Below are 22,831 nucleotides of genomic sequence, written 5' to 3' on the forward strand. Positions count from 1 at the left end.
TTACTTTTATTATTTTGAAGCTGCCTTTACGATTACAGAGAAATCGTTTGCCTTGAGTGATGCACCGCCGATAAGACCGCCGTCTACATTTTCCTTTGATGTAAGCTCGTCTGCATTGCCTGCGTTCATTGAGCCACCGTACTGAATTGTAACACCTTGTGCGGCATCCTCGCCGTATGCCTCTGCAATAGCGGCACGTACAAAGCCGTTGCCCTCGTCAGCCTGATCGGCAGTAGCTGTAACGCCTGTGCCGATTGCCCATACAGGCTCATATGCGATAACAACATTCTTAAGCTGATCTGCTGTTACATTTGTAAGAGCCATTTTTGTTTGGAATTTCAAAAGAGTTTCTGTATAGCCGAGCTCTCTTTGCTCCAATGTTTCACCAACGCAAACGATTGGCTTCAAGCCCTTTTCAAGTGCCTTAAGTGTGCGAAGGTTAACTGTTTGGTCTGTCTCGCCGAAATATGTTCTTCTTTCACTATGGCCGATTACTACATATTCAACACCAAGCTCGTTGAGCATATCTGCAGAAACCTCACCTGTGAAAGCACCGCTGTCCTTAAAGTGAACATTCTCTGCACCGATTTTGATGTTTGAGCCCTTTGCAGCCTCAACCGCTGCAGGAATATCTACGAACGGTACGCAAAGTACAACCTCACAATCCGCATCTGCAACAAGCGGCTTCATTTCGTTAATCAAAGCTGTTGTCTGTGCAGGTGTGTTATTCATTTTCCAGTTGCCTGCAATAATGGCTTTTCTTTTTGCTTTATTCATTACTGTATACCTCTTTTGTAAAAATTAATCTTTATCCTGAAGTGCTGCGATACCCGGAAGCTCCTTGCCCTCAAGGAACTCAAGCGATGCACCGCCGCCTGTTGAAATGTGGCTCATCTTATCTGCAAAGCCAAGCTTTGTTACAGCTGCAACCGAATCACCGCCGCCGATGATTGATACTGCGCCTGATTCTGCAACTGCATTTGCAACTGCGATTGTACCTGCTGCAAAGTTCTCCCACTCTGAAACGCCCATAGGACCGTTCCAGATAACTGTGCCTGCACCTTTAACTGCGTCAACAAACAATTCCATCGACTTTGGTCCGATATCAAGGCCCATCCAGCCGTCAGGAATTTCGTCTGAATTAACTATCATTGCTTCTGTGTTGGCATCGTATTCCTTGCCAACCTTGTTGTCAACAGGAATAAGGAAGTTTACGCCCTTTTCCTTAGCATCAGCCATCATCTGACCTGCCTTTTCAACCCAATCAGCCTCAAGAAGAGAATCACCGATTGAATGACCAAGGTACTTCATAAATGTGTAAGCCATACCACCGCCGATGATGATAGTGTCGCACTTATCAATCAAGTTTGAAATAACACCGATTTTATCCGACACCTTGGCACCGCCGAGAATAGCAACGAGAGGTCTCTTTGGATTAGCAAGAGCTCCGCCCATAAATTTAATTTCCTTTTGGATAAGGTATCCGCAAACTGCAGGAAGATATGCAGCAACGCCTGTTGTTGAGCAGTGTGCTCTGTGTGCTGTGCCGAAAGCGTCATTTACAAATACATCTGCAAGTGAAGCAAGCTCCTTGGAGAAATTCTCCTCGTTCTTTGTTTCTTCTTTTCTGTATCTAACGTTTTCAAGAAGCATAACCTCGCCGTCCTTAAGCTCGGCTGCAAGCTTCTTTGCGTTTTCGCCTACTACCTCAGGATCTTCTGCGAGCTTAACCTCTGTGCCGAGGTATTCGGAAAGCTTCTTTGCAACAGGAGCAAGACTGAATTCAGGCTTGTATTCTCCCTTTGGTCTGCCAAGATGTGAGCAAAGAATAACCTTTGCGCCCTGCTCCATCAAATACTTTATTGTAGGCAATGCCGCAACAATTCTTTTATCGTTTGTGATTTCACCGTCCATAAGAGGAACGTTAAAATCGCATCGAGCAAGAACTCTTTTGCCCTTAACATCAATATCTTCTATTGTCTTTTTATTGAGTGCTTCCATATTTTTTCTCCTTGTTATGAAAATTTTAACATTAATATTATACAGTATATTAATCAATAAATCAACAAAAATGTTAATTATTTAACGAATTCGGTTGTAACCTTTACAATATTCTCTGCCGAAAGGCCAAACTGCTTAAGCAAATCCTTTGCAGGACCTGAATGGCCAAACTCGTCATTTACACCTATACGCTTTACGGGAGTAGGGCAATTTTCTGCAAGGCAGGAGCAAACTGCTTCGCCCAAGCCACCGATAACATTATGCTCTTCAACCGTAACAACCTTACCTGTTTTCTTTGCAGATGCGATAACAAGCTCCTCGTCAAGAGGCTTGATGGTTGCAATATTGATAATCTCTGCATCAATTCCGTTTTCCGCAAGAGTCTTGCCTGCCTCGATAGCCTCTGCAACCATAAGGCCGTTGGCAATAATTGTAACATCATTACCTTCCCTGACAACCTCGCCCTTACCGATTTCAAACTTATAATCATCACTGTGAAAAACAGGAACTGCAAGTCTGCCGAATCTTAAATATACAGGACCTTCATAAGCATATGCTGCCTTTACAGCCTGCTTTGCCTCAACATCATCCGCCGGACAGATAACGACCATACCCGGAATGGAGCGCATTAACGCAAAATCCTCACAGCACTGATGGCTGGCGCCGTCCTCACCGACAGAAATACCTGCGTGAGTTGCGCCGATTTTTACGTTAAGGTGTGGATATCCGATTGAATTACGTACCTGTTCAAATGCTCTGCCTGCCGCAAACATTGCAAATGATGATGCAAAAGGAACAAGTCCCATAGTGCTCATACCTGCTGCAGCACAAATCATATTTGACTCTGCAATACCACAGTTAAAGTGTCTGTTAGGATATTCCTTTTTGAAAATACCCGTTTTTGTCGCAGCCGCAAGGTCGGCATCAAGAACGACAAGGTTATCTGCGCCGCCTGCCGCAAGCTCCTTAAGAGCATTACCGTAGCTGTCACGTGTAGCTATACATTTTACTTCACTCATACTTATGCCTCCAATTCTGCAAGCCTTGCACCAAGCTCTGCCATTGCGATATTATATTCTTCCTCGTTTGGTGCCTTACCGTGCCAGCCAACCTGATTTTCCATATACGAAACGCCCTTGCCCTTTACGGTTTTCATTATAATTGCAAAAGGCTTATCTGACTTATGGAAGGCATCAAACGCACCCTCAAGAGCATCAAAATCGTTGCCGTCAATAACAGTAACATCAAAGCCGAATGATTTGATTTTTTCATCAACAGGCTCTGCCGACATAACCTCGGAGCATGGACCGTCAATTTGCAAGCCATTGCAGTCTACAATAGCACAGAAATTATCAAGCTTATATTGGTTGGCAAACATCATTGCCTCCCAAACCTGACCTTCCTCAATTTCGCCGTCGCCCAAAACAGCATACACATTAATGTCCTTGTTCAGATACTTTGCACCCTTTGCCATACCTACGGCAACACTAATGCCCTGACCTAATGAGCCGGTGCTCATATCAATTCCGGGAACAGTATTCATATTAGGATGTCCCTGAAGATATGAATCAATATGGCGAAGTGTTTTCAAGTCCTCAACAGGAAAGAAGCCCTTATATGCAAGTGCCGCATACAAGCCCGGTGCACAATGTCCCTTTGAAAGAACAAGTCTGTCCCTGTCTTCCCATTTTGGCTCTGAAGGATTGACTCTCATTTCCTTTGCATAAAGATAAGCAAAAGCATCTGCAGCTGAAAGTGAGCCACCGGGATGTCCTGCCTTTGCATTATAAGTGCCTTCAATTATGCCCATACGGATTTTGGTGGCATAAATTTCAAGCTCTTTTTTACATAATGAATCCATAAAAAAACTCCTTTGTTTTATTATCCATTTTATTTTACCAAATTATTAGGGAATGTGCAAGGATAAATATTAATGTGTCGCTATATTATTCTATGTATTGATTTAACCGTGCATAATGTGTATAATAAGTATATATTCTTGTCTGATTAAGGAGAAAAAAATGGAAGCAACATCAACAGCTGTTCGCGCAAGGGAAGATGCAATATCTAAAAAGATTTTAAGCATTATTACCGCTATCATAGGCTTTTTGCCGTTTATATCGCTGATGATGGCAAAATGGCGAATAGACAACGATACATATTGGATTATCAAAACAGGAGAATACATCTGCAACAACGGTATTCCCACCAAGGATTTTTTGACAATGCACAAAACGATGGACCTTGTTGTTCAGCAATGGGCGGCAGATGTCATATTCTACAAGCTGTACAGCCTTATGGGATTTATCGGTCCTATGCTTCTTGTGCTGGTAATGTACAGTGTGTTTCTTGTTTTGATGAAAAAGCTTTGCCTGCAAATATCAAACAAGCCTATAATGGCAAGCATTGCAACCTTTATTGCAGGCATTTCGATGACACAGTTTTTTGTTACAAGGCCTCAAATTTTTACTTACTCAATTATCATCATTGAGCTTTTGTGCCTTGAAAGATTTGTTAAGGACGGCAAATACAGACACCTTGCCGTGCTGCCTGTTTTGTCGGTGCTTGAGGTTAATTTGCATGCTTCTATGTGGACCATGCTTTTCATTATACTTCTTCCTTATTTTGTAAATGCTCTTCCGCTTAAAATCAAGGGTAAATCCTTTGCCTGCTGCAAGCTTCTTCCGCTTGTTGTAACAGCGGTTGCAATGGGTGTTGCAGGATTGATTACACCGTACGGGATAAAAGGACTTTCGTTCCTGTTTACAACATCAATCGGCAACAAGGTTAACAGCTCAATTATGGAGCTTAATCCGTTAACATTTGAGCTTTCGCTCAGTGCCATGTCCGATTATGTAGTGTTGGCAATAGTGTTGTGCACCTACCTTTTTTACAAAAAAGGCAAGACCACAATTCGCTACGTTTTGCTCACGGCAGGCACCTGTGCAATGATGTTAACCTACATAAAGCTCATTCCGTACTTTGTTATCTGTGCAACGGCAACCCTGCTTGCATACATTGACAATGTTGATTTTGTCGGCACATTCAAAAGGCTTGTTGAAGAGGACAAAAGAAAGAACGAAGGAAAGAAGCAATCAAAGCTTCTTGTACCTCTTACGGTTACATTGATTGCCGTGTTCTCTATATTCATTGTTGGATTTATAGGTCAAAGCATATATTCCGAAGCATCAAATTTCATCAAAAATGACGGCGGGAACAAAAGCATTGTTGCCCTTGACGAAGCAATCGATGCAATGCAAGCGGACATTGACAGCAATAATGTTGATGAATTAATACTTTTCAACGGATTTAATGCAGGTGCTTATCTTGAATTCAAGGGATATACAACATATATTGACCCACGAGCAGACTCGTTTGTTAAGGAAGCTAATCACGAATTTGATTACCTGACGGAATACAGCAAAATTGCAAAGGGCGAAAAGAACTACAAGAAGGTATTTGACAAATACGGCTTTAACTACGCACTTGTATGCAGAGGCTCCGAAAAGCCTTTATACATAAATCTTAAAAACGACAAAGATTACGAATTAATATTTAAGAACAAAAACTATGCTGTATTTAAGAAAACAGCATAAAACAAAGGAAATATAAACAATATGAAAACAGCAGTTTTAATTCCATGCTACAACGAGGCCGCTACAATTGAAAAGGTTATCAGGGATTTTCAGGAGAATATGCCACACGCTGACATATATGTGTATGACAACAACTCTACCGACGACACATACAACATTGCAAAAAACGCAGGTGCTATCGTAAGACGGGAGGTGCGTCAGGGCAAGGGCAACGTTGTACGCTCTATGTTCAGGGATATTGAGGCCGATTGCTACATTATGGCAGACGGTGACAACACGTATCCTGCAAAATTTGGGCCTATTCTTGAAAAAGAGGTGCTTGAGGGCAGAGCCGATATGGCGGTCGGCGACAGACTAAGCTCCACATATTTTGAAATGAACAAGCGCAGATTTCACAATTTCGGTAATGTACTTGTGCAAAAAATGATCAATTTGCTTTTTCACTCAAGCATAAATGACGTTATGACAGGAGCCAGAGCATTCAGCAGAGATTTTGTTAAATCCTTCCCCGTGCTTTGCAAGGGCTTTGAGATTGAAACAGAAATGACCATATTTGCACTTGATAATAATTTTAAGATTGTTGAAATACCAATCGAATATCAAGACCGAGAGGAAGGCAGCGAAAGCAAGCTTAATACTTACTCAGACGGCTTAAAGGTTTTGAAAACCATAGGTATGCTTTTTAGGGATACAAAGCCGTTATCGTTCTTTTCCGTAATAGCAGCCGTGTTTATGGGGCTTGCAGTGGGCTTCTTTGTTCCCGTTTTTGCAGAATATATCGAAACGGGATTTGTGCCGAAAATGCCAACCTTTGTTGCGGCAATCACCTTTGGCATTATTTCGGTTACTACCTTCTTTACAGGCGTTATGCTGTCGGTGCTAAGAAAGCAGCACAGGCAGGTCTTTGAGGTAAATCTTAACATAATAAGAATGCTAAACAGGGACGATAAATAAAAGATTATATAAAAGCAAAAAAGTGAGGTGCTCAATACCGGAGCTCCTCACTTTTTATTATTAAATTATTCTTTAAGCGCAGCCTTTACAGATGCAAGCTCGTCAGCAAGCTCCTTTGGAAGCTTGTCGCCAAACTTTGCGTAAAGCTCGTCAACGCCCTTAAGCTCTTCTTCCCAAGCAGCCTTGTCAACATCAAGAATGTTGTCAAGCTCTTCTTCTGTCATATCAAGACCTTCAAGGTTAATATCCTTTGCGTACGGAAGATAACCGATAGCTGTTTCCTGTGCGTCAACCTTGCCCTCGCAACGATCAATAATCCAATCAAGAACACGAAGGTTGTCACCGAATCCCGGCCACAGGAAGTTGCCGTCTTCATCCTTACGGAACCAGTTAACATTGAAAATCTTTGGAGCCTTGTCTTCATCAAGGGTCTTACCGATTTCAATCCAGTGCTTCCAATAATCACCCATATTGTAACCGCAGAACGGAAGCATAGCCATTGGGTCACGACGAACAACGCCAACAGCACCTGTTGCAGCAGCAGTTGTTTCAGAGCCCATGATTGAGCCTACGAATACACCGTTGTTCCAGCTCTTTGACTGATATACAAGCGGAGTAAGCTTCTCACGGCGACCGCCGAATACAAATGCAGAAATCGGTACACCGTTTGGATTGTCAAATTCTGCTGAAAGACATGGACAATTTGCAGTAGGAGCAGTAAATCTTGAGTTTGGATGAGCACCCTTTTCTGTTGAGGTTTGACCGTTCCAAGGATTGCCCTTCCAATCAATAGCGTTTGCAGGAGGATTCTTGTCAAGACCTTCCCACCAAACTGTGTTGTTGTCAAGATTAAGAGCAACGTTTGTAAAGATTGTGCCCTGCATTGTTGACTTGAGTGCATTTGGATTTGACTTCATATTTGTACCCGGAGCAACACCGAAGAAGCCGTTTTCAGGGTTAATAGCATAAAGTCTGCCGTCTTCGCCCTTCTTGATCCAGGAAATATCGTCACCAACGCACCATACTCTGTATCCCTTTGCAAGATAGCCCTCAGGTGGGATAAGCATCGCAAGGTTTGTCTTACCGCAAGCTGATGGGAATGCAGCACAGATGTACTTAATATCGCCATCAGGCTTTTGAAGACCGAGGATGAGCATATGCTCTGCCTGCCAGCCCTCGTTTTTACCAAGATATGAAGCAATACGCAGTGCAAAGCACTTCTTACCGAGAAGTACGTTTCCGCCGTATGCAGAGTTAACAGAAATGATAGTGTTATCTTCAGGGAACTGAACGATCCATCTGTTTTCAGGATCTACGTTACACTTGCAGTGCATACCGCGTACCCAGTCATTGCTGTCGCCCAAAACATCAAGTACCTTCTTGCCGACTCTTGTCATAATGTTCATATTAAGAACAACATAGATAGAGTCAGTGATTTCGATACCGATTTTTGCAAGAGGAGAACCGACAGGACCCATTGAATAAGGGATGATGTACATTGTTCTGCCTTCATATGAACCTGCTGCAATTTTGTAAAGCATATCATATGCCTTATCAGGAGCCATCCAATGATTTGTAGGACCTGCATCCTCTTCCTTTGTTGTGCAGATAAGAGTACGATCCTCAACACGAGCAACGTCGTTTTCTGCAGTTCTGTGAAGGTAGCAATCAGGAAGAAGCTCTTCGTTAAGCTTAATCATCTCGCCTGTTTCTACGGCCTCTGCCTTAAGAGCGTCAATCTGCTCCTTTGAACCGTCAATCCATACGATATTTGATGGCTTCAAAAGCTCTACTTTTTCATCAAGCCAAGCAAGTAATGATGGATTCTTTGTAAGATTTGATTCCATAATATATTCTCCTTTATATAGTATACAATGTAATATTGGCCTATTAGCCTAAATCAGTTAGCACAAGGCATACTGACTTGTTAGTATGATTATACTTTTTATCATTAAAAATTTCAATAGTATAAGTCAAAATTCATTATTTTGTTACATTAATGACACTGCTATTGACAACTTTTTGTCAATATTGCAAATCGTCAAGAGGCATAGTTGCATAAGCATTTAGATTTTCCTGTGCCCTAACTCCCGATTTGTACTCATAGTAGCCTTGAGACGCTATCATTGCGGCATTATCTCCGCAATACTTCAGCTCGGGCAAGCAAAGGCTCCAACCATGTGATTTGCACATCTTTTCCGCCTGCGAACGAAGCTTGCTGTTTGCCGACACTCCGCCCGCTATTACAAGCTTATTATAACCGAAATTTTCCGCTGCACTCTCAAAATTTGAAATCAGGCAATCCACAACAGATTTTTGAAACGATGCCGCAAGGTCGGCAATGCAAATACTTTCTCCCTTTTGGTTACTGTTATGTATTATGTTGATTACAGCCGTTTTCAGCCCGCTGAACGAGTAATCATACGGTGCATCGTGAACCTTTGGCTTTGGAAATGTAAAGGCGTTTTCATCACCGCTCGGTGAAAGCTTATCAATGCTGACGCCCCCGGGATATTCAAGTCCCATTGTTCTGCCCGCCTTGTCAAGCGCTTCACCTGCCGCATCATCACGGGTTTTGCCTATTACCTCAAAATCCGTATATGACTTTACGGCAACGATATGACTGTGCCCTCCGCTTACAACAAGGCACAAAAACGGAGGCTCAATGTCGCTTGATAAATAATTTGATGCAATATGTCCCCTCAAATGATGAACGGGAACAAGCGGTATATCTGTTGCAACAGAAAGACCCTTTGCAAAATTTACGCCCACCAAAAGCGAGCCGATAAGCCCCGGCGCGTATGTAACTGCTATTGCGTCAATATCTGAAGCGGTGCATCCCGCCTGCCTAAGTGCCTCTTCTACAACACCGCTGATGCTCTCTGCGTGCCTGCGAGATGCGATTTCAGGCACTACTCCGCCATACAGCTTATGCTCCTCAAGAGAGGTTGCTATAACATTTGATAACACCCTGCGTCCGTCCTCCACAACGGAAGCGGCGGTTTCATCACAGGAGCTTTCTATACCCAAGATTTTCATAAAAGATTCTCCGTTTGCTAAAATTTATGTGTCATAATAATTGCGTTTTCAGTCGGATCGGAATAAAAATCAGGACGTATTCCGACATTTACAAATCCCATTTTTGTGTACAGCTTAATTGCAGGAGCATTGCTTTCTCTAACCTCGAGGGTGATAAACGACATATCGTTTTTCATTTGCTCCTTAATAAGAGCCTGTGCAATCCCCTGTCCTCTGTATTCGGGCAGGACTGCAACATTTGTTACATATCCCTCGCTGGAAAAAATTTGAAGCCCCATATATCCAACGGCTATGCCATCAACAACTGCGACAAGAAAATGCGATGTATCAAGGTCTAATTGATTTTTCAAATCCTGCCTGCTCCACGGATGAGCAAAGCATACTTTTTCTATATTTGCAACATCGTCAAGATACTGCAATGCAAATTTTTCTATTTTCATATTAACTAATGTGCGCTGTACCAATCCTTGCCTATATTACCGTCGGCACGAAGCTTAACCTTCATTTTGCAGGCATTTTCCATTTCCTCGGTTACTATTTGCAACGCCTTTTCTGCTTCGTCGGTAGGTGCCTCAACAATCAATTCGTCGTGCACCTGAAGAATAAGCTTTGATTTCATATTCTCCTCGGTTAATCTTCTGTCAACCTTAACCATAGCGATTTTGATTATATCCGCAGCAGTGCCTTGGATAGGCATATTACGTGCAATTCGTTCACCTGCCGCCTTAACCATATGATTTGAAGCATTGAGCTCCGGCAAATATCTGCGACGGTTAAAAAGAGTTTCGCTATATCCTTTTTCCCGTGCCAGCTCAATAACATGAGTCATATACCTGTCAACCCCGCTGTATGTTGCAAGATAGCTGTCGATATACTCCTGCGCGGTCTTGCGTGAGACCCCGATATCCTTGGCAAGCGAGAACGCACCTATACCGTAAACTATACCAAAGTTAACTGCCTTTGCAGACGACCTCATTTGCTTTGTGACAAATTTCTCAGGCATATTAAACACCTGTGCGGCGGTTGATGTGTGAATATCCTTGCCGTTATTGAATGCCTCTATCATATTTTTATCATCGGCAAGGTCTGCCAAAACTCTAAGCTCAATTTGACTGTAATCGGCATCGACAAGCATATTTCCGTCGCCTGCGATGAAGAATTTACGCATTTCTCTGCCAAGCTCGGTACGAATAGGAATATTCTGCAAATTAGGCTCAAGCGAGCTGATACGGCCCGTTCGGGTTTCCACCTGATTAAATGATGTGTGAATTCTTCCATCGTCGGCAATAGCCTTTAGCAATCCCTCGCAATATGTTGACTTTAGCTTGGTAAGAGAACGGTATTCCAAAATACAGTCAATAACAGGACTTTCCGAGCGCAAGCCCTCAAGCACCTCGGCGTTGGTTGAATAACCGCTCTTTGTCTTTTTTTTGCAGGGCAGCCCTAAATCCTCAAAAAGTGCAACACCAAGCTGCTTTGGTGAATTGATGTTAAATTCATAACCTACAAGGTTATAAATCGTTTCGGTCAATTCATCAATTCTTGTGCCGAGCTTTTTGCCGAAATCCTCTATACCCTTTTTGTCAACCGCAAAGCCCTCAATTTCCATCTTTGCAAGCACTCTTGCAAGAGGAAGCTCAATATTATTCAAAAGGTCTGTTTGATTTGCCTCTTCAAGAAGCACCTGTGTTTTTTCAAACAAGGGCTTGAGCACTGCCGCGCTGACTACTCTTTCATCAGTTGAGCCAAGCGAGTTTTTATATTCCGGAACGGGAACACCGTACTCAAGGCACAAATGGTCAATGGAATAATTGCTGTCGGACGGCTTAAGCAGATAAGCCGAAAGCATTAAATCACCGCAAACGTTTTTACATTCAACACCCAATTCCTTTGCCAAGCGGTGAGAATATTTTGAATTATAGGTATACTTTCTGCATTTTTCGTTTTCAAAGAAATTACGCACAAAATACTTAAATTCAGGCGTTTCGCACGGCATTACAATTATTTGATCGCCAAATGCAAAATACATATCCGTAATGCTGTTATCTATAATTTCAGGATAAAAATACGCGTCATTATCGCCGATTTTTTCAAGCAGATAATCTGCATCAACACAGGTCAGCCTTTCAATCTCTCTTACAGGGATTTCCTCTTCGGCAACGGCAGTAATTGCATCGTTGGCATTTAGGTTAAATCTGTCCATAAGGCTGTACAGTTCAAGCCTTGCAAATTCGGCAGAAGCACCCTTTTTGTCACCGTCGTTAAGCCTGTACTCGTTTATGTCTGTATTTATAGGTGCATCGGTAACAATTTCGCCAAGCTTAAGCGAAAGATAGGCGTTATCCTTATTGTTTTTAAGCTTGTTGCGAACGCCATCCTTTATGTCTATTGTATCAATGTTTTCGTATATATAATCCACGGTTTTGAAGCGAGAAATAAGGTCAAGAGCGGTTTTGGGACCTATGCCCTGCACACCCGGAATGTTATCCGAGCTGTCACCCTGCAATGCCTTTACCTGTATTAAATCGTGAGGCTCAACACCGTATTCATCATATATTGCCTGCTCGTCCATAATATCTGTGCTTTTTGTTTTGGCAAGCAAAACCTTTACACCGTCGTGAGCAAGCTGAAGGCTATCCCTGTCGCCTGTTGCAAGATAGCAGGCGTTGCCGTTTTCACGGCACACACGTGCAAGGGTGCCAAGGATATCGTCTGCCTCCCATCCCTCACATTCTATGGTTTTTATTCCAAGCAGATGCAAAATATTTTTAAGCACAGGCATTTGTGTGCGAAGCTCGTCGGGCATGGCATGCCTGCCTGCCTTGTATTCATCATACATCTTATGCCTAAAGGTCGGAGCGTGCATATCAAACGCAACCGCAACTGCGTCGGGCTTGCACATATCTTCAAACTTGAGCATCATATTCAAAAATCCGTATATGGCATTAGTATAATCACCCTGCTTTGTTGTAAGCAGCTTGATGCCGTAAAAAGCACGGTTAATAATGCTGTTGCCGTCAAGAACCAATAAAGTCATAGCAATACCTCAAAAAATTAATTCATTATATTATAACACATAACGAATTCGTTTACAATAATAAAACACCCGAGTAATAAGTACCCGGGTGTGATGTTTATTTTAATTAAACAAGCTCGATGAAGCACATCTCTGCTGCGTCGCCTCTACGAGGACCTGTTTTAATTATACGAGTGTAACCACCGTTTCTATCTTCATACTTTGGAGCAATTTCATCAAAAAGCTTTTTAACAACATCTTCCTTAGTAACATAAGCAAGAGCCTGTCTTCTTGAATGAAGAGTGTTCTCCTTACCGAGAGAAATCATTCTTTCGGCCATAGGTTGAACCTCTTTAGCTCGAGTAACGGTTGTTTCAATTCTGCCTTTTTCAAGAAGTAGAGTAACTAATCCTTTAAGCATAGCCTGTCTGTGATCGGTCGGACGACCGAGTTTTCTGCTACCTGGCATTGAAATTCCCTCCTTTAGTCTTCTTCCTTACTAAGTTTGAAACCAAGAGAAGCAAGCTTACCAATTACTTCATCAAGTGACTTACGACCAAGGTTTCTGACTTTCATCATATCGTCTTCAGATTTGCCAATCAAATCCCCTACTGTGTTGATTCCTGCTCTCTTTAAGCAGTTGAACGAACGTACAGAAAGATCAAGCTCTTCAATAGTCATCTCAAGAACCTTTTCTTTTCCGTCATCGTCTTTTTCAACCATGATCTCTGCGTTACCCATTTCTTCAGAAAGGTCAACAAAGAGGTTAAGATGCTCATTAAGAATCTTTGCAGCAAGCGATACGGCTTCATCTGCAGGGATAGTTCCGTCAGTTTCAACATCAAGGATAAGTTTGTCAAAATCAGTTTGTTGTCCTACACGAGTATTCTCAACAGTGTAATTAACCTTCAATACAGGTGTGTAGATAGAGTCAATAGCAATAGTGCCGATTGGAAGTTCCATAATCTGCTTATTGCGATCACAAGGAACATAGCCTCTACCGTTATCAGCTGTGAGTTCCATAACAACATCAGCACCTTCATCAAGATAAGCAAGATGAAGCTCCGGATTCAAGATTTCAACTCCGCCGTCGTGTTCAATATCACCGGCAGTAATTTCGCCCTCGCCCTTTGCCTTAATGTAAAGGGTTTTAGCCTCTTCATCATGAATCTTAAGGATTACATTTTTGAGGTTAAGAACAATTTCTGTAACGTCCTCTTTAACGTGAGGAATTGTTGTGAATTCGTGTTGTACACCGTCAATCTTTACAGAAGTAATAGCGTAACCCGGAAGTGATGAGAGGAGAACTCTTCTCATTGAGTTTCCGAGAGTTGTGCCGAAGCCTCTTTCCAAAGGTTCAACTACAAATCTGCCTACGCTTCTGCTTCCCTGAGTAGATAAATCTACTATTTCGATATTAGGCTTATCAATTTCAATCATCTAAAAGCCTCCTAAAATATAGCTTTGTTTTCGCTAAATAACACGCTGAAAAATAACAGCCTATTACTTAGAGTAGAACTCAACGATTAAGTGCTCTTCAACAGGAGTTGCAATTTCTTCTCTTTCAGGAAGTGCAACAACCTTTGCTGTCATATTTGCAGAATCAACGTCAACCCACTTTGGAGTAGGACGAGAAGCATTAGCCTCTACAAGAGCCTTGAACTCATCTGTTGACTTGCTTGTTTCCTTAACAGCAACTACGTCACCGGCTTTTACAAGGTATGACGGAATGTCTACCTTATGGCCGTTAACTGTAAAGTGAGCATGATTTACAAGCTGACGAGCCTGTGCTCTTGAGCTTGCAAAGCCTGCTGTATAAACGATATTGTCGAGACGGCTTTCGCAAAGCTGAAGAAGGTTTGTACCTGTTACACCCTCTCTGCGCTCAGCCTCAACAAAATACTTGTGGAACTGCTTTTCGCTTACACCATAGTATCTACGAGCAGACTGCTTTGCACGAAGCTGTAAACCATATTCTGATGTCTTTTTACGATTTTGACCATGCTGGCCGGGTGCATATGAGCGACGCTCAAGTGCACATTTGCCTGTATAACATCTATCGCCCTTGAGGAAAAGCTTCTTTCCTTCACGACGGCAGAGCTTACAAGCAGGTCCTGTATATCTTGCCATATCAAGTAACCTCCAATAAATTATACACGACGTCTCTTTGGTGGACGACATCCGTTATGTGGGATAGGAGTAACATCTTTAATAAGACTTACATCGAGGCCTGCTGATTGGAGCGCTCTGATAGCTGCTTCACGACCTGCACCCGGACCCTTTACATAAACTTCAACAGTTTTCATACCATGCTCTGTTGCAATCTTTGCAGCTGTTTCTGCTGCTGTTTGTGCTGCAAACGGAGTAGATTTCTTTGAACCACGGAAACCCATTTCACCGGCTGATGCCCATGATACTGCGTTGCCCTGTGTATCAGTAATTGTTACGATAGTATTGTTGAAGGTTGACTGAATATGAGCAACACCACGCTCAATATTCTTCTTCTCACGTCTTTTACGAGGAGAAGCTGTCTTCTTAGTAGCCATACTGAAATATTCCTCCTACTTTACTTCTTCTTGTTTGCTACGGTTCTCTTTGGACCCTTGCGTGTTCTTGCGTTGTTCTTTGAGGTCTGTCCTCTTACAGGAAGGCCCTTAATGTGACGCATACCACGATAGCAACCAATTTCTTTAAGTCTCTTGATGTCGAATGCAACTGTTCTTCTTAAGTCACCTTCAACCTCAAGGTTATTTGTGATGTAATCGCTAAGCTTCTTTACATCTTCTTCTGTTAAATCTCTGCAACGTGTGTCTGGATTAACGCCTGTTGCTTTGATGATCTTGTCTGAGGTTGTTTTGCCTATACCGTAAATATAGGTAAGACCGATTTCAACTCTCTTGTCATTAGGTAAGTCAACACCTGAAATACGTGCCATACTACAGTTTACCTCCGATTATTACTTCAGGACTAGCCCTGACGCTGTTTGTGCTTTGGATTTTCACAGATAACCATTACTCGTCCATTGCGCTTTATAACTTTGCATTTGTCGCAAATTTTCTTTACAGAAGGTCTAACTTTCATTTGAATATCCTCCTTAAATTTACTTTGAACGCCATATGATACGACCCTTTGTTAAGTCGTACGGTGACATTTCCATTGTTACCTTATCACCGGGAAGAATACGAATGTTGTTCATTCTCAGCTTTCCGCTGATATGGGCTGTAATAATGTGGTTGTTTTGCAACGCTACCTTAAATGTTGTGTTAGGTAGCAATTCAACCACAGTACCTTCAACTTCTATCATATCTGACTTAGACATCATTTTACCTCGCTAAAATATTACGTATGATGTTGTTTCTATCTGGAATCACATTACGGCGTAATCGCCTGCAATTCAACCTCGCCTATCGTTAAGCTCTGGTCATAATGACCGGACCGTTTGATGTGATGGCAACAGTATGCTCAAAATGAGCAGAAGCCTTGCCGTCAGCTGTCTTTACAGTCCATCCGTCCGAGAGCTGTTTAACCTTATAGGTTCCCAGATTTATCATCGGTTCAATTGCCAATGTCATTCCGGGTGATAGTCGGATACCACGACCTGCGTGTCCGAAGTTCGGTACACTTGGTTCTTCGTGAAGCTTTTTACCAACGCCGTGACCTACATAATCACGAACAACGCCGTAACCGCGCTCTTCACAATATGCTTGCACAGCATTGCCTATATCGCCGATTCTGTTGCCCGGAACAGCAGCCTCGATACCCTTATACAAGGATTCTCTGGTTGTGTCCACCAGCCGCTTTACCTCGGGAGAGCAAGTCCCGCAGATAAAAGTGGCAGCATTATCGCCGTTATAGCCGTTTTTCGCAGCACCCAAGTCGATAGATACGATGTCGCCATCCTTAAGAACTCTATTCTTACTTGGGATACCGTGAATAACTTCATCATTTATAGATATACATGCGGTTGCAGGAAAACCGCCATAGTTAAGAAAGTTTGGAGTTGCTCCGCATTTCTTGATGAAATCGTAAGCGAGCTTATCAATTTCCCATGTGGTTACACCCGGCTTAACAGCCTCGCCTGCCACCTGTAATGCTTGAGCCGATATTATACAAGCTTCCTTCATAAGCTCTAATTCACGACTGCTTTTTAGCACTATCATGTTAATCCTCCAATGCAGCGAAAACGAGCTTTGTTGTGTCAGCAACCTCTTCCTGACCCTCAACAATTCTAAGCTTGCCGAGATTCTCGTAGAATCCCTTGAGCGGCTCTGTCATCTCATGATATTCCACAAGACGAGCCTGAACTGTTTCGGGAGCATCGTCCTTTCGCTGAACTAACTCTCCGCCGCAAGCATCGCATATGCCCTCAACCTTTGGCTTTTTGTATTCCATATGGTATGAGTTTGCACACTTTGAGCAAACGCGACGGCCTGACATTCTCTTTGTGATTTTCTCATCGGGAACCTCAATATCGATAACCTTATCAATATCAATTCCCATATCCACCAAAGCCTGAGCCTGTGGAATTGTACGAGGAAATCCATCAAGAATAAATCCGTTTTTGCAATCGTCATCCTTAAGACGATCCTTGATTATTCCGATAACAACCTCATCGGGAACAAGCTGTCCGGCATCCATATAGCTTTTTGCCTTCAAGCCCATCTCCGTTCCGTTCTTAAGAGCGGCACGGATAATGTTTCCTGTTGAAATTGCAGGAATATTTAATTTTTCACAAATCTTTTCTGCCTGAGTACCTTTTCCTGCACCCGGTGCACCTAAAAGAATAAGCTTCATAATATTTCGTCCTTTCGATTAATCAAGGAAGCCTTTATAGTGACGCATAACCATTTGAGACTCTAACTGACGAACTGTTTCAAGTGCAACACCAACCAAGATGATGAGTGATGTACCACCCATTGTGATTGACATACCGCCGGTATAATCTGCTGCACCCTCAAGTGGCTTAATAGCCGCGTCGCAGATAAGAGAATAAATGATTGGGAACAACGCAACTACCGAAATCATCAAAGCACCGATAAGTGTGAGCCTTGAGATGATTCTCAAGATGTAGTCTGATGTCGGTCTGCCCGGACGAATACCCGGAATAACGCCGTTGTTCTTACGAAGATTGTTTGCCATTTCAATAGGATTGTACTGAATTGTACTGTAGAAATATGCAAAGAAAATTATCAACACGAAGTACATTCCTGCATACCACCATGAGTCACTCTGGAAAGCGTTAAAGAACTTCTCCCAGAAGGTACCCTCATACTTACTGCTTGCAAGGAACATTTGAACTGTTCCCGGAAGAGAAAGAATTGATGATGCAAAGATGATTGGAAGTACACCTGACATATTAACCTTGATAGGCATATGTGTGTTTTGACCACCGTACATCTTTCTGCCAACAACGCGCTTTGCGTATTGGATAGGAACTCGTCTTTCTGCGTTATCAAGAAGCACAATGTACGCAATCATAAGAATAAAGATTACGCAAACAACAGGTACGAGAACCTTATATACGTTTCTGCCTGTTGAAAGATATTGGAAGAGCTGCTTGATAATTGTTGGAAAACGAGATGCAATTCCGGCAAAAAGGATAATGGAAATACCGTTACCGATGCCCTGAATTGAAATCTGCTCACCAAGCCACATAATAACAGCTGTGCCTGCTGTAAGAACGGTAATAATTACAATTGCCTGGAATACAGCATCAAAGCCTGTGTATGCCATTCCGTTTGCATCTACTGAAAGCAGGTTTTGAGAACGAAGATAGAAGAAATACGCAAGTGACTGAAGCAAACCGAGTGCTACTGTCAAAAATCTTGTGATAGCTGTAATCTTCTTTCTGCCCTCTTCACCTTCCTTTTGAAGATTTTCCAAAGCAGGAATAGCTACTGTTAAAAGCTGAATGATAATTGAGGAGTTGATGTACGGTGTGATTGACATAGCAAAAATTGTACCGTATGTGAATGCACTACCTGTCATCAAGCTGAGGTAGGTCATAATAGTGTTACCCTTACCTACATCAATACCATCAACAATGTTTACGAACGGAACAGGAATAACTGAACCGATTCTGAAAATCAAAATAATGAAAGCAGTAAAAAGAAGCTTTTTTCTGATATCGGCAATTTTGAATGCATTAATGATAGTTTTAATCATTTACTGCACCTCCACCTGACCGCCAGCTGCTTCAATTTTTGCCTTTGCAGACTCTGAAATAGCGTCAACCTTAACGGTTAATGCCTTTGTGATTTCACCCTTGCCGAGAACCTTTACACCGTCAAGTGTCTTCTTAAGAAGACCACATTCGATGAGGCTCTGAGCATCAACTGTTGCGCCTGCTTCAAATCTCTTTTCAAGATCGGAAACATTAACTGTTGCATACTCTGTAGCAAAGATATTGTTGAAACCTCTCTTTGGTACACGTCTTTGAAGTGGCATCTGACCACCCTCAAATCCCGGACGTCTGCTGTAACCGGAACGTGCCTTTTGACCTTTATGACCCTTACCGGCTGTCTTACCCTGGCCTGAACCTGCGCCACGGCCAATTCTCTTTACAGCCTTCTTTGAGCCCTCTGCAGGAGAAAGTTCATGTAATTTCATTTGAGCACCTCCCCTTATTCTTCTACGATTGTTACAAGGTGAGAAATCTTCTTGATTTTACCCTGTGTTTGTGCGTTATCAGGTTGTTCTGTAACGTTGCCTATCTTGCGTAGACCAAGTGAGTGAGCGGTAGCAATTTGATCCTTTTTGCAACCAATTAAGCTCTTTGTTAGCTTGATTTTCATAAATCAAATTCCTCCTTAACCTACTATTTCCTTAACACTCTTGCCACGAACAGCTGCAACCTCCTCAGCAGTTCTGAGCTGGCTGAGACCGTTGATTGTAGCTCTTACAACGTTGCAAGGATTGTTTGAGCGGATAGCCTTTGTACGAATGTCCTTGATACCTACTGTTTCAACAACCGCACGCACAGGGCCACCTGCGATAACTCCGGTACCCTTTGGAGCCGGCATAAGCAAAACCTCGCCTGCACCAAACTTACCCTTGATTTCGTGAGGAATTGTTGTTCCTCTAAGTGATACCTTAATTACATTCTTCTTTGCATCCTCGATACCCTTACGGATAGCATCAGGAACTTCGCCTGACTTACCGATACCGAAGCCTACAAGACCGTTACCGTCACCAACAACTACAAGAGCTGCAAACTTGAAAATTCTACCGCCCTTTACAGTCTTTGATACACGATTGATTGTAACTACTCTTTCTTCAAGTTCCATTGAAGATACATCAATTTTATTGTTCATAATAATTAATCTCCCTTCCTTAGAACTCAAGTCCGCCTTCACGAGCGCCTTCTGCAACTGCAGCTACACGACCGTGATATACGTAACCGCCACGATCGAATACACATTCCTTAATGCCCTTCTCTGTGGCTCTCTCTGCTAATTTCTTACCTACAGCCTTAGCTGCTTCTACGTTACCGCCGTACTGAGCAAAGTCCTTTTCAACTGTTGATGCCTGAGCAAGTGTTACACCTGCAACGTCATCAATAAGCTGAGCATAGATGTTTGCAAGGGAGCGATATACGTTAAGTCTTGGACACTCAGCAGTACCGCTGATCTTACCGCGTACACGTACGTGACGCTTCTTTCTTGCGATGTTAGAATCTTGTCTTGAAACCATAGTAATTCACTCCTTCCCTTATTTCTTACCTGCTTTACCTTCTTTACGGCGAATATGCTCTTCAGCATACTTAATGCCCTTGCCCTTATATGGCTCCGGTGGTCTCTTTTCGCGAACCTGTGCTGCGAACTGACCAACAGCCTGCTTGTCTGCACCGCTGATAACAATAGCGTTTGCATTTGGGCATTCTACCTTAACTCCCTCGGGAGCTTCCATAACTACCTGGTGTGAGAAGCCGAGGTTCATTGTAAGAGTGCTGCCTGAAGCAGATACTCTGTAACCAACGCCGTTTACCTCAAGGTTTTTCTTGAAGCCTTCTGTAACACCTGTAACCATATTTGCGATAAGAGCTCTGTACAAGCCATGCATAGCTCTGTGTTCCTTATCGTCTGATGGTCTTTGTAAAGTAATCTCGCTGCCTTCAATTGTAACTGTGATGTCCTTGTTAACATCCTGAGTAAGAGTACCGTTTGGTCCCTTAACGGTTACAGTATTCTCTGCGTCTACTGTTACTTCAACGCCGGCAGGAATTACGATTGGCTTTAAACCGATACGTGACATCCTAACTGCACCTCCTTACCAAACAAATGCTAATACTTCGCCGCCAACATTTTGCTTGCGAGCTTCTCTGTCTGTCATTATACCTTTTGATGTTGAAACGATTGCAATGCCGAGTCCCTTCATTACCTTTGGCATATCCTCTACATTTGAGTAGATTCTAAGACCTGGCTTTGATACTCTGCGCAAGCCGGTGATAACCTGTGACTTGTTCTCACCGTACTTGAGTGTTACACGGATAACACCCTGCTTTTCGTCTTCGATAACCTTATATGATGCGATATAGCCTTCATCAAGAAGAATCTGAGCGATTGCCTTCTTCATATTTGATGCAGGAATATCTACTGTTTCGTGTTTTGCTGAGTTCGCGTTACGAATTCTTGTAAGCATATCAGCGATTGGGTCTGTAATATGCATTGATATTTCCTCCTTATAAATTTAGCAATTCTCGATTTACCAAGATGATTTCTTAACTCCGGGAATCTCGCCCTTGTGAGCAAGCTCTCTGAAGCAAATACGGCATATACCGTACTTACGAAGGTAAGCATGAGGTCTACCGCAGATCTTGCATCTGTTGTATTCTCTTGTTGAATACTTTGCAGGCTTTTGCTGCTTAACTTTCATTGATGTCTTTGCCACGATAATCCCTCCTTACTCTGCAAACGGAGCGCCCATAAGTCTGAGGAGCTCTCTTGCTTCTTCGTCTGTGTTTGCTGTGGTAACCATAATAATGTCCATACCACGAACCTTGTCAATCTTGTCGTAATCGATTTCAGGGAAAATCAACTGCTCCTTGATACCCATAGCATAGTTGCCACGGCCGTCAAATGAGTTTGGATTAATACCTCTGAAGTCACGAACTCTTGGAAGAGAAAGGTTGAAAAATCTGTCGAGGAACTCGTACATTCTTTCGCCTCTGAGAGTTACCTTTACGCCGATTGGCATACCTTCACGTAGCTTAAAGTTAGCTACTGACTTCTTTGCCTTACATACAACAGGCTTTTGACCTGAGATTTGTGTAAGGTCATTAATGATAGAATCAACTACCTTTGCATTTTCACGAGCTTCGCCGCATCCAACATTGAGAACAATCTTGTCAAGCTTTGGGATTTGCATAACAGATTTGTATTCGAATTTCTTCATCAACGCAGGTGCTACTTCTGACTTGTAAAGTTCTTTAAGTCTTGCTGCCATTTGTTATGTCCTCCCTTTCTTAAAACTCGTTTCCGCACTTTTTGCAAACGCGGATGCCGCCCTTTTTGTGACCTACTCTTGTAGCTTCCTTGCACTTAGGGCAAACTAATTGTACCTTTGAAGCGTAAAGTGCAGATTCAACCTGTACAAGTCCGCCTGTTTCGCCCATTGATCTTGGCTTAACATGCTTTGTAACAACGTTAACGCCCTTAACGATAACCTTGTCTTCTGCCGGACTTACAGCGATAACCTCGCCCTGAACGCCCTTTGACTTACCTGAAAGTACCTGTACGGTATCTCCGGTCTTAACAAACATTTTCTTCATTTTTCGCACCTCCATTAAAGTACTTCCGGAGCGAGAGAGAGAATCTTCATATAATCCTTCTCACGAAGCTCTCTTGCTACGGGGCCAAAAATACGGGTGCCTTTAGGAGTTTTATCCTCCTTAATAATTACGGCAGCATTTTCGTCAAAACGAATATACTGACCATCATCACGACGTACACCTTTAGTTGTACGAACGATGACTGCTTTAACAACTTCGCCCTTCTTAACGATACCACCCGGTGCAGCCTTCTTTACAGAAGCTACGATGACATCGCCGATGTTGGCATATCTTCTTCCGGAACCGCCGAGAACACGAATGCAAAGGATTTCCTTAGCGCCTGTGTTGTCAGCAACCTTCAAACGACTTTCCTGTTGTATCACAGTGTTTACCTCCTTCGTACTGCAAAATAACACTTTGCTAAGTTGCAGTTATTATTTTCTTGACTAAATTAAT

The 22,831-nt window shown here is 42.6% G+C and carries 30 protein-coding genes; 2 read left to right on the forward strand and 28 right to left on the reverse strand.

Annotation, left to right across the window (positions count from 1 at the left end; all coding sequences use genetic code 11):
• Positions 1-9: 9 nt before the first annotated feature.
• From tpiA to Q0P34_RS02475, 4 genes are all read right to left on the reverse strand, one after another.
• On the reverse strand, positions 10-777 hold the full coding sequence (tpiA, locus tag Q0P34_RS02460; RefSeq protein ID WP_294952390.1) for a triose-phosphate isomerase: 768 nt from the start codon (positions 775-777) through the stop codon (positions 10-12).
• Positions 778-801: 24 nt separating this feature from the next.
• Positions 802-2,001: a phosphoglycerate kinase gene (locus tag Q0P34_RS02465; protein WP_294952392.1), complete on the reverse strand. Its 1,200-nt coding sequence runs from the start codon at positions 1,999-2,001 to the stop codon at positions 802-804.
• A 77-nt stretch (positions 2,002-2,078) separates the two neighbouring features.
• A complete protein-coding gene (locus tag Q0P34_RS02470; protein ID WP_294952395.1) occupies positions 2,079-3,020 on the reverse strand; it encodes a transketolase family protein in 942 nt (313 codons plus the stop codon).
• 2 nt (positions 3,021-3,022) lie between these two features.
• Positions 3,023-3,862, reverse strand: coding sequence for a transketolase (locus Q0P34_RS02475; RefSeq protein ID WP_294952399.1), 840 nt, complete (start codon positions 3,860-3,862; stop codon positions 3,023-3,025).
• 160 nt (positions 3,863-4,022) lie between these two features.
• Here Q0P34_RS02475 and Q0P34_RS02480 point away from each other — a divergent pair, with 160 nt between their 5' ends.
• Both Q0P34_RS02480 and Q0P34_RS02485 read left to right on the forward strand, forming a co-directional pair.
• Entirely contained in the window at positions 4,023-5,597 is a 1,575-nt protein-coding gene (locus Q0P34_RS02480) for a hypothetical protein (protein ID WP_294952402.1), read from the forward strand.
• A 21-nt stretch (positions 5,598-5,618) separates the two neighbouring features.
• Complete coding sequence (locus tag Q0P34_RS02485; protein WP_294952405.1) at positions 5,619-6,551, forward strand: DPM/DPG synthase family glycosyltransferase; 933 nt, start codon at positions 5,619-5,621, stop codon at positions 6,549-6,551.
• A 65-nt stretch (positions 6,552-6,616) separates the two neighbouring features.
• On the opposite strand, the gene Q0P34_RS02490 is transcribed toward Q0P34_RS02485, so the two are convergent.
• The 24 genes from Q0P34_RS02490 to rplN form a co-directional block, all read right to left on the reverse strand.
• The gene (locus Q0P34_RS02490; RefSeq protein WP_294952407.1) at positions 6,617-8,398 is read right to left on the reverse strand and encodes a phosphoenolpyruvate carboxykinase (GTP); all 1,782 of its coding nucleotides are present in this window, start codon (positions 8,396-8,398) and stop codon (positions 6,617-6,619) included.
• Positions 8,399-8,576: 178 nt separating this feature from the next.
• On the reverse strand, positions 8,577-9,590 hold the full coding sequence (gene tsaD, locus Q0P34_RS02495; protein WP_294952410.1) for a tRNA (adenosine(37)-N6)-threonylcarbamoyltransferase complex transferase subunit TsaD: 1,014 nt from the start codon (positions 9,588-9,590) through the stop codon (positions 8,577-8,579).
• 17 nt (positions 9,591-9,607) lie between these two features.
• A complete protein-coding gene (gene rimI, locus Q0P34_RS02500) occupies positions 9,608-10,030 on the reverse strand; it encodes a ribosomal protein S18-alanine N-acetyltransferase (protein ID WP_294952413.1) in 423 nt (140 codons plus the stop codon).
• Positions 10,031-10,035: 5 nt separating this feature from the next.
• Complete coding sequence (gene polA / locus Q0P34_RS02505; protein ID WP_294952415.1) at positions 10,036-12,627, reverse strand: DNA polymerase I; 2,592 nt, start codon at positions 12,625-12,627, stop codon at positions 10,036-10,038.
• Between the two features lie 106 nt (positions 12,628-12,733).
• Entirely contained in the window at positions 12,734-13,075 is a 342-nt protein-coding gene (rplQ, locus tag Q0P34_RS02510; protein ID WP_294952418.1) for a 50S ribosomal protein L17, read from the reverse strand.
• Positions 13,076-13,089: 14 nt separating this feature from the next.
• The gene (locus Q0P34_RS02515) at positions 13,090-14,046 is read right to left on the reverse strand and encodes a DNA-directed RNA polymerase subunit alpha (RefSeq protein ID WP_294952421.1); all 957 of its coding nucleotides are present in this window, start codon (positions 14,044-14,046) and stop codon (positions 13,090-13,092) included.
• Between the two features lie 63 nt (positions 14,047-14,109).
• The gene (gene rpsD / locus Q0P34_RS02520) at positions 14,110-14,736 is read right to left on the reverse strand and encodes a 30S ribosomal protein S4 (RefSeq protein WP_178666998.1); all 627 of its coding nucleotides are present in this window, start codon (positions 14,734-14,736) and stop codon (positions 14,110-14,112) included.
• 20 nt (positions 14,737-14,756) lie between these two features.
• Entirely contained in the window at positions 14,757-15,152 is a 396-nt protein-coding gene (gene rpsK / locus Q0P34_RS02525) for a 30S ribosomal protein S11 (RefSeq protein WP_294911750.1), read from the reverse strand.
• Between the two features lie 20 nt (positions 15,153-15,172).
• On the reverse strand, positions 15,173-15,541 hold the full coding sequence (rpsM, locus tag Q0P34_RS02530; protein ID WP_178666994.1) for a 30S ribosomal protein S13: 369 nt from the start codon (positions 15,539-15,541) through the stop codon (positions 15,173-15,175).
• A gap of 32 nt (positions 15,542-15,573) precedes the next feature.
• Entirely contained in the window at positions 15,574-15,687 is a 114-nt protein-coding gene (gene rpmJ, locus Q0P34_RS02535; RefSeq protein ID WP_178666992.1) for a 50S ribosomal protein L36, read from the reverse strand.
• A gap of 19 nt (positions 15,688-15,706) precedes the next feature.
• Positions 15,707-15,925: a translation initiation factor IF-1 gene (infA, locus tag Q0P34_RS02540; protein WP_294952477.1), complete on the reverse strand. Its 219-nt coding sequence runs from the start codon at positions 15,923-15,925 to the stop codon at positions 15,707-15,709.
• Positions 15,926-16,016: 91 nt separating this feature from the next.
• On the reverse strand, positions 16,017-16,766 hold the full coding sequence (gene map / locus Q0P34_RS02545) for a type I methionyl aminopeptidase (RefSeq protein WP_294952428.1): 750 nt from the start codon (positions 16,764-16,766) through the stop codon (positions 16,017-16,019).
• Position 16,767: 1 nt separating this feature from the next.
• Positions 16,768-17,400, reverse strand: a complete 633-nt coding sequence (locus Q0P34_RS02550; RefSeq protein WP_294952431.1) for an adenylate kinase — start codon at positions 17,398-17,400, stop codon at positions 16,768-16,770.
• An 18-nt stretch (positions 17,401-17,418) separates the two neighbouring features.
• Entirely contained in the window at positions 17,419-18,771 is a 1,353-nt protein-coding gene (gene secY / locus Q0P34_RS02555; RefSeq protein ID WP_294952434.1) for a preprotein translocase subunit SecY, read from the reverse strand.
• On the reverse strand, positions 18,772-19,215 hold the full coding sequence (rplO, locus tag Q0P34_RS02560; RefSeq protein WP_178666984.1) for a 50S ribosomal protein L15: 444 nt from the start codon (positions 19,213-19,215) through the stop codon (positions 18,772-18,774). It lies immediately after the preceding gene.
• Positions 19,216-19,229: 14 nt separating this feature from the next.
• Positions 19,230-19,400 (reverse strand): 50S ribosomal protein L30, encoded by a 171-nt coding sequence (gene rpmD, locus Q0P34_RS02565; RefSeq protein ID WP_078768212.1) that lies wholly within the window; start codon positions 19,398-19,400, stop codon positions 19,230-19,232.
• Between the two features lie 15 nt (positions 19,401-19,415).
• Complete coding sequence (rpsE, locus tag Q0P34_RS02570) at positions 19,416-19,919, reverse strand: 30S ribosomal protein S5 (RefSeq protein ID WP_078768213.1); 504 nt, start codon at positions 19,917-19,919, stop codon at positions 19,416-19,418.
• 19 nt (positions 19,920-19,938) lie between these two features.
• Positions 19,939-20,298 carry a 50S ribosomal protein L18 gene (gene rplR / locus Q0P34_RS02575; RefSeq protein WP_178666983.1) on the reverse strand — a complete coding sequence of 120 codons (360 nt, stop codon included), beginning with the start codon at positions 20,296-20,298 and terminating at the stop codon, positions 19,939-19,941.
• Between the two features lie 18 nt (positions 20,299-20,316).
• Entirely contained in the window at positions 20,317-20,859 is a 543-nt protein-coding gene (gene rplF / locus Q0P34_RS02580; RefSeq protein ID WP_294952439.1) for a 50S ribosomal protein L6, read from the reverse strand.
• 15 nt (positions 20,860-20,874) lie between these two features.
• Positions 20,875-21,273 carry a 30S ribosomal protein S8 gene (gene rpsH / locus Q0P34_RS02585; protein ID WP_078768216.1) on the reverse strand — a complete coding sequence of 133 codons (399 nt, stop codon included), beginning with the start codon at positions 21,271-21,273 and terminating at the stop codon, positions 20,875-20,877.
• A 36-nt stretch (positions 21,274-21,309) separates the two neighbouring features.
• Positions 21,310-21,495 (reverse strand): type Z 30S ribosomal protein S14, encoded by a 186-nt coding sequence (locus tag Q0P34_RS02590; RefSeq protein WP_078768217.1) that lies wholly within the window; start codon positions 21,493-21,495, stop codon positions 21,310-21,312.
• A gap of 12 nt (positions 21,496-21,507) precedes the next feature.
• Entirely contained in the window at positions 21,508-22,050 is a 543-nt protein-coding gene (gene rplE / locus Q0P34_RS02595) for a 50S ribosomal protein L5 (RefSeq protein WP_294952443.1), read from the reverse strand.
• 19 nt (positions 22,051-22,069) lie between these two features.
• A complete protein-coding gene (gene rplX / locus Q0P34_RS02600) occupies positions 22,070-22,375 on the reverse strand; it encodes a 50S ribosomal protein L24 (protein ID WP_294952445.1) in 306 nt (101 codons plus the stop codon).
• 14 nt (positions 22,376-22,389) lie between these two features.
• Entirely contained in the window at positions 22,390-22,758 is a 369-nt protein-coding gene (gene rplN / locus Q0P34_RS02605) for a 50S ribosomal protein L14 (RefSeq protein ID WP_078768219.1), read from the reverse strand.
• Positions 22,759-22,831: the final 73 nt, after the last annotated feature.

The sequence above is a fragment of the uncultured Eubacterium sp. genome, from assembly GCF_945980375.1.
Classification (GTDB): Bacteria; Bacillota; Clostridia; order Oscillospirales; family Acutalibacteraceae; genus Eubacterium_R.

What these genes read in the sequence shown, in the direction of transcription:
- tpiA (WP_294952390.1), bottom strand. Translation starts at nt 777, where the DNA reads ATGAATAAAGCAAAAAGAAAAGCCATTATTGCAGGCAACTGGAAAATG.
- Q0P34_RS02465 (WP_294952392.1), bottom strand. Translation starts at nt 2,001, where the DNA reads ATGGAAGCACTCAATAAAAAGACAATAGAAGATATTGATGTTAAGGGC.
- Q0P34_RS02470 (WP_294952395.1), bottom strand. Translation starts at nt 3,020, where the DNA reads ATGAGTGAAGTAAAATGTATAGCTACACGTGACAGCTACGGTAATGCT.
- Q0P34_RS02475 (WP_294952399.1), bottom strand. Translation starts at nt 3,862, where the DNA reads ATGGATTCATTATGTAAAAAAGAGCTTGAAATTTATGCCACCAAAATC.
- Q0P34_RS02480 (WP_294952402.1), top strand. Translation starts at nt 4,023, where the DNA reads ATGGAAGCAACATCAACAGCTGTTCGCGCAAGGGAAGATGCAATATCT.
- Q0P34_RS02485 (WP_294952405.1), top strand. Translation starts at nt 5,619, where the DNA reads ATGAAAACAGCAGTTTTAATTCCATGCTACAACGAGGCCGCTACAATT.
- Q0P34_RS02490 (WP_294952407.1), bottom strand. Translation starts at nt 8,398, where the DNA reads ATGGAATCAAATCTTACAAAGAATCCATCATTACTTGCTTGGCTTGAT.
- tsaD (WP_294952410.1), bottom strand. Translation starts at nt 9,590, where the DNA reads ATGAAAATCTTGGGTATAGAAAGCTCCTGTGATGAAACCGCCGCTTCC.
- rimI (WP_294952413.1), bottom strand. Translation starts at nt 10,030, where the DNA reads ATGAAAATAGAAAAATTTGCATTGCAGTATCTTGACGATGTTGCAAAT.
- polA (WP_294952415.1), bottom strand. Translation starts at nt 12,627, where the DNA reads ATGACTTTATTGGTTCTTGACGGCAACAGCATTATTAACCGTGCTTTT.
- rplQ (WP_294952418.1), bottom strand. Translation starts at nt 13,075, where the DNA reads ATGCCAGGTAGCAGAAAACTCGGTCGTCCGACCGATCACAGACAGGCT.
- Q0P34_RS02515 (WP_294952421.1), bottom strand. Translation starts at nt 14,046, where the DNA reads ATGATTGAAATTGATAAGCCTAATATCGAAATAGTAGATTTATCTACT.
- rpsD (WP_178666998.1), bottom strand. Translation starts at nt 14,736, where the DNA reads ATGGCAAGATATACAGGACCTGCTTGTAAGCTCTGCCGTCGTGAAGGA.
- rpsK (WP_294911750.1), bottom strand. Translation starts at nt 15,152, where the DNA reads ATGGCTACTAAGAAGACAGCTTCTCCTCGTAAAAGACGTGAGAAGAAG.
- rpsM (WP_178666994.1), bottom strand. Translation starts at nt 15,541, where the DNA reads ATGGCACGTATTTCAGGTGTTGACTTACCTAATGACAAGAGAGTTGAA.
- rpmJ (WP_178666992.1), bottom strand. Translation starts at nt 15,687, where the DNA reads ATGAAAGTTAGACCTTCTGTAAAGAAAATTTGCGACAAATGCAAAGTT.
- infA (WP_294952477.1), bottom strand. Translation starts at nt 15,925, where the DNA reads ATGTCTAAGTCAGATATGATAGAAGTTGAAGGTACTGTGGTTGAATTG.
- map (WP_294952428.1), bottom strand. Translation starts at nt 16,766, where the DNA reads ATGATAGTGCTAAAAAGCAGTCGTGAATTAGAGCTTATGAAGGAAGCT.
- Q0P34_RS02550 (WP_294952431.1), bottom strand. Translation starts at nt 17,400, where the DNA reads ATGAAGCTTATTCTTTTAGGTGCACCGGGTGCAGGAAAAGGTACTCAG.
- secY (WP_294952434.1), bottom strand. Translation starts at nt 18,771, where the DNA reads ATGATTAAAACTATCATTAATGCATTCAAAATTGCCGATATCAGAAAA.
- rplO (WP_178666984.1), bottom strand. Translation starts at nt 19,215, where the DNA reads ATGAAATTACATGAACTTTCTCCTGCAGAGGGCTCAAAGAAGGCTGTA.
- rpmD (WP_078768212.1), bottom strand. Translation starts at nt 19,400, where the DNA reads ATGAAAATCAAGCTAACAAAGAGCTTAATTGGTTGCAAAAAGGATCAA.
- rpsE (WP_078768213.1), bottom strand. Translation starts at nt 19,919, where the DNA reads ATGAACAATAAAATTGATGTATCTTCAATGGAACTTGAAGAAAGAGTA.
- rplR (WP_178666983.1), bottom strand. Translation starts at nt 20,298, where the DNA reads ATGGTTTCAAGACAAGATTCTAACATCGCAAGAAAGAAGCGTCACGTA.
- rplF (WP_294952439.1), bottom strand. Translation starts at nt 20,859, where the DNA reads ATGTCACGTATCGGTTTAAAGCCAATCGTAATTCCTGCCGGCGTTGAA.
- rpsH (WP_078768216.1), bottom strand. Translation starts at nt 21,273, where the DNA reads ATGCATATTACAGACCCAATCGCTGATATGCTTACAAGAATTCGTAAC.
- rplE (WP_294952443.1), bottom strand. Translation starts at nt 22,050, where the DNA reads ATGGCAGCAAGACTTAAAGAACTTTACAAGTCAGAAGTAGCACCTGCG.
- rplX (WP_294952445.1), bottom strand. Translation starts at nt 22,375, where the DNA reads ATGAAGAAAATGTTTGTTAAGACCGGAGATACCGTACAGGTACTTTCA.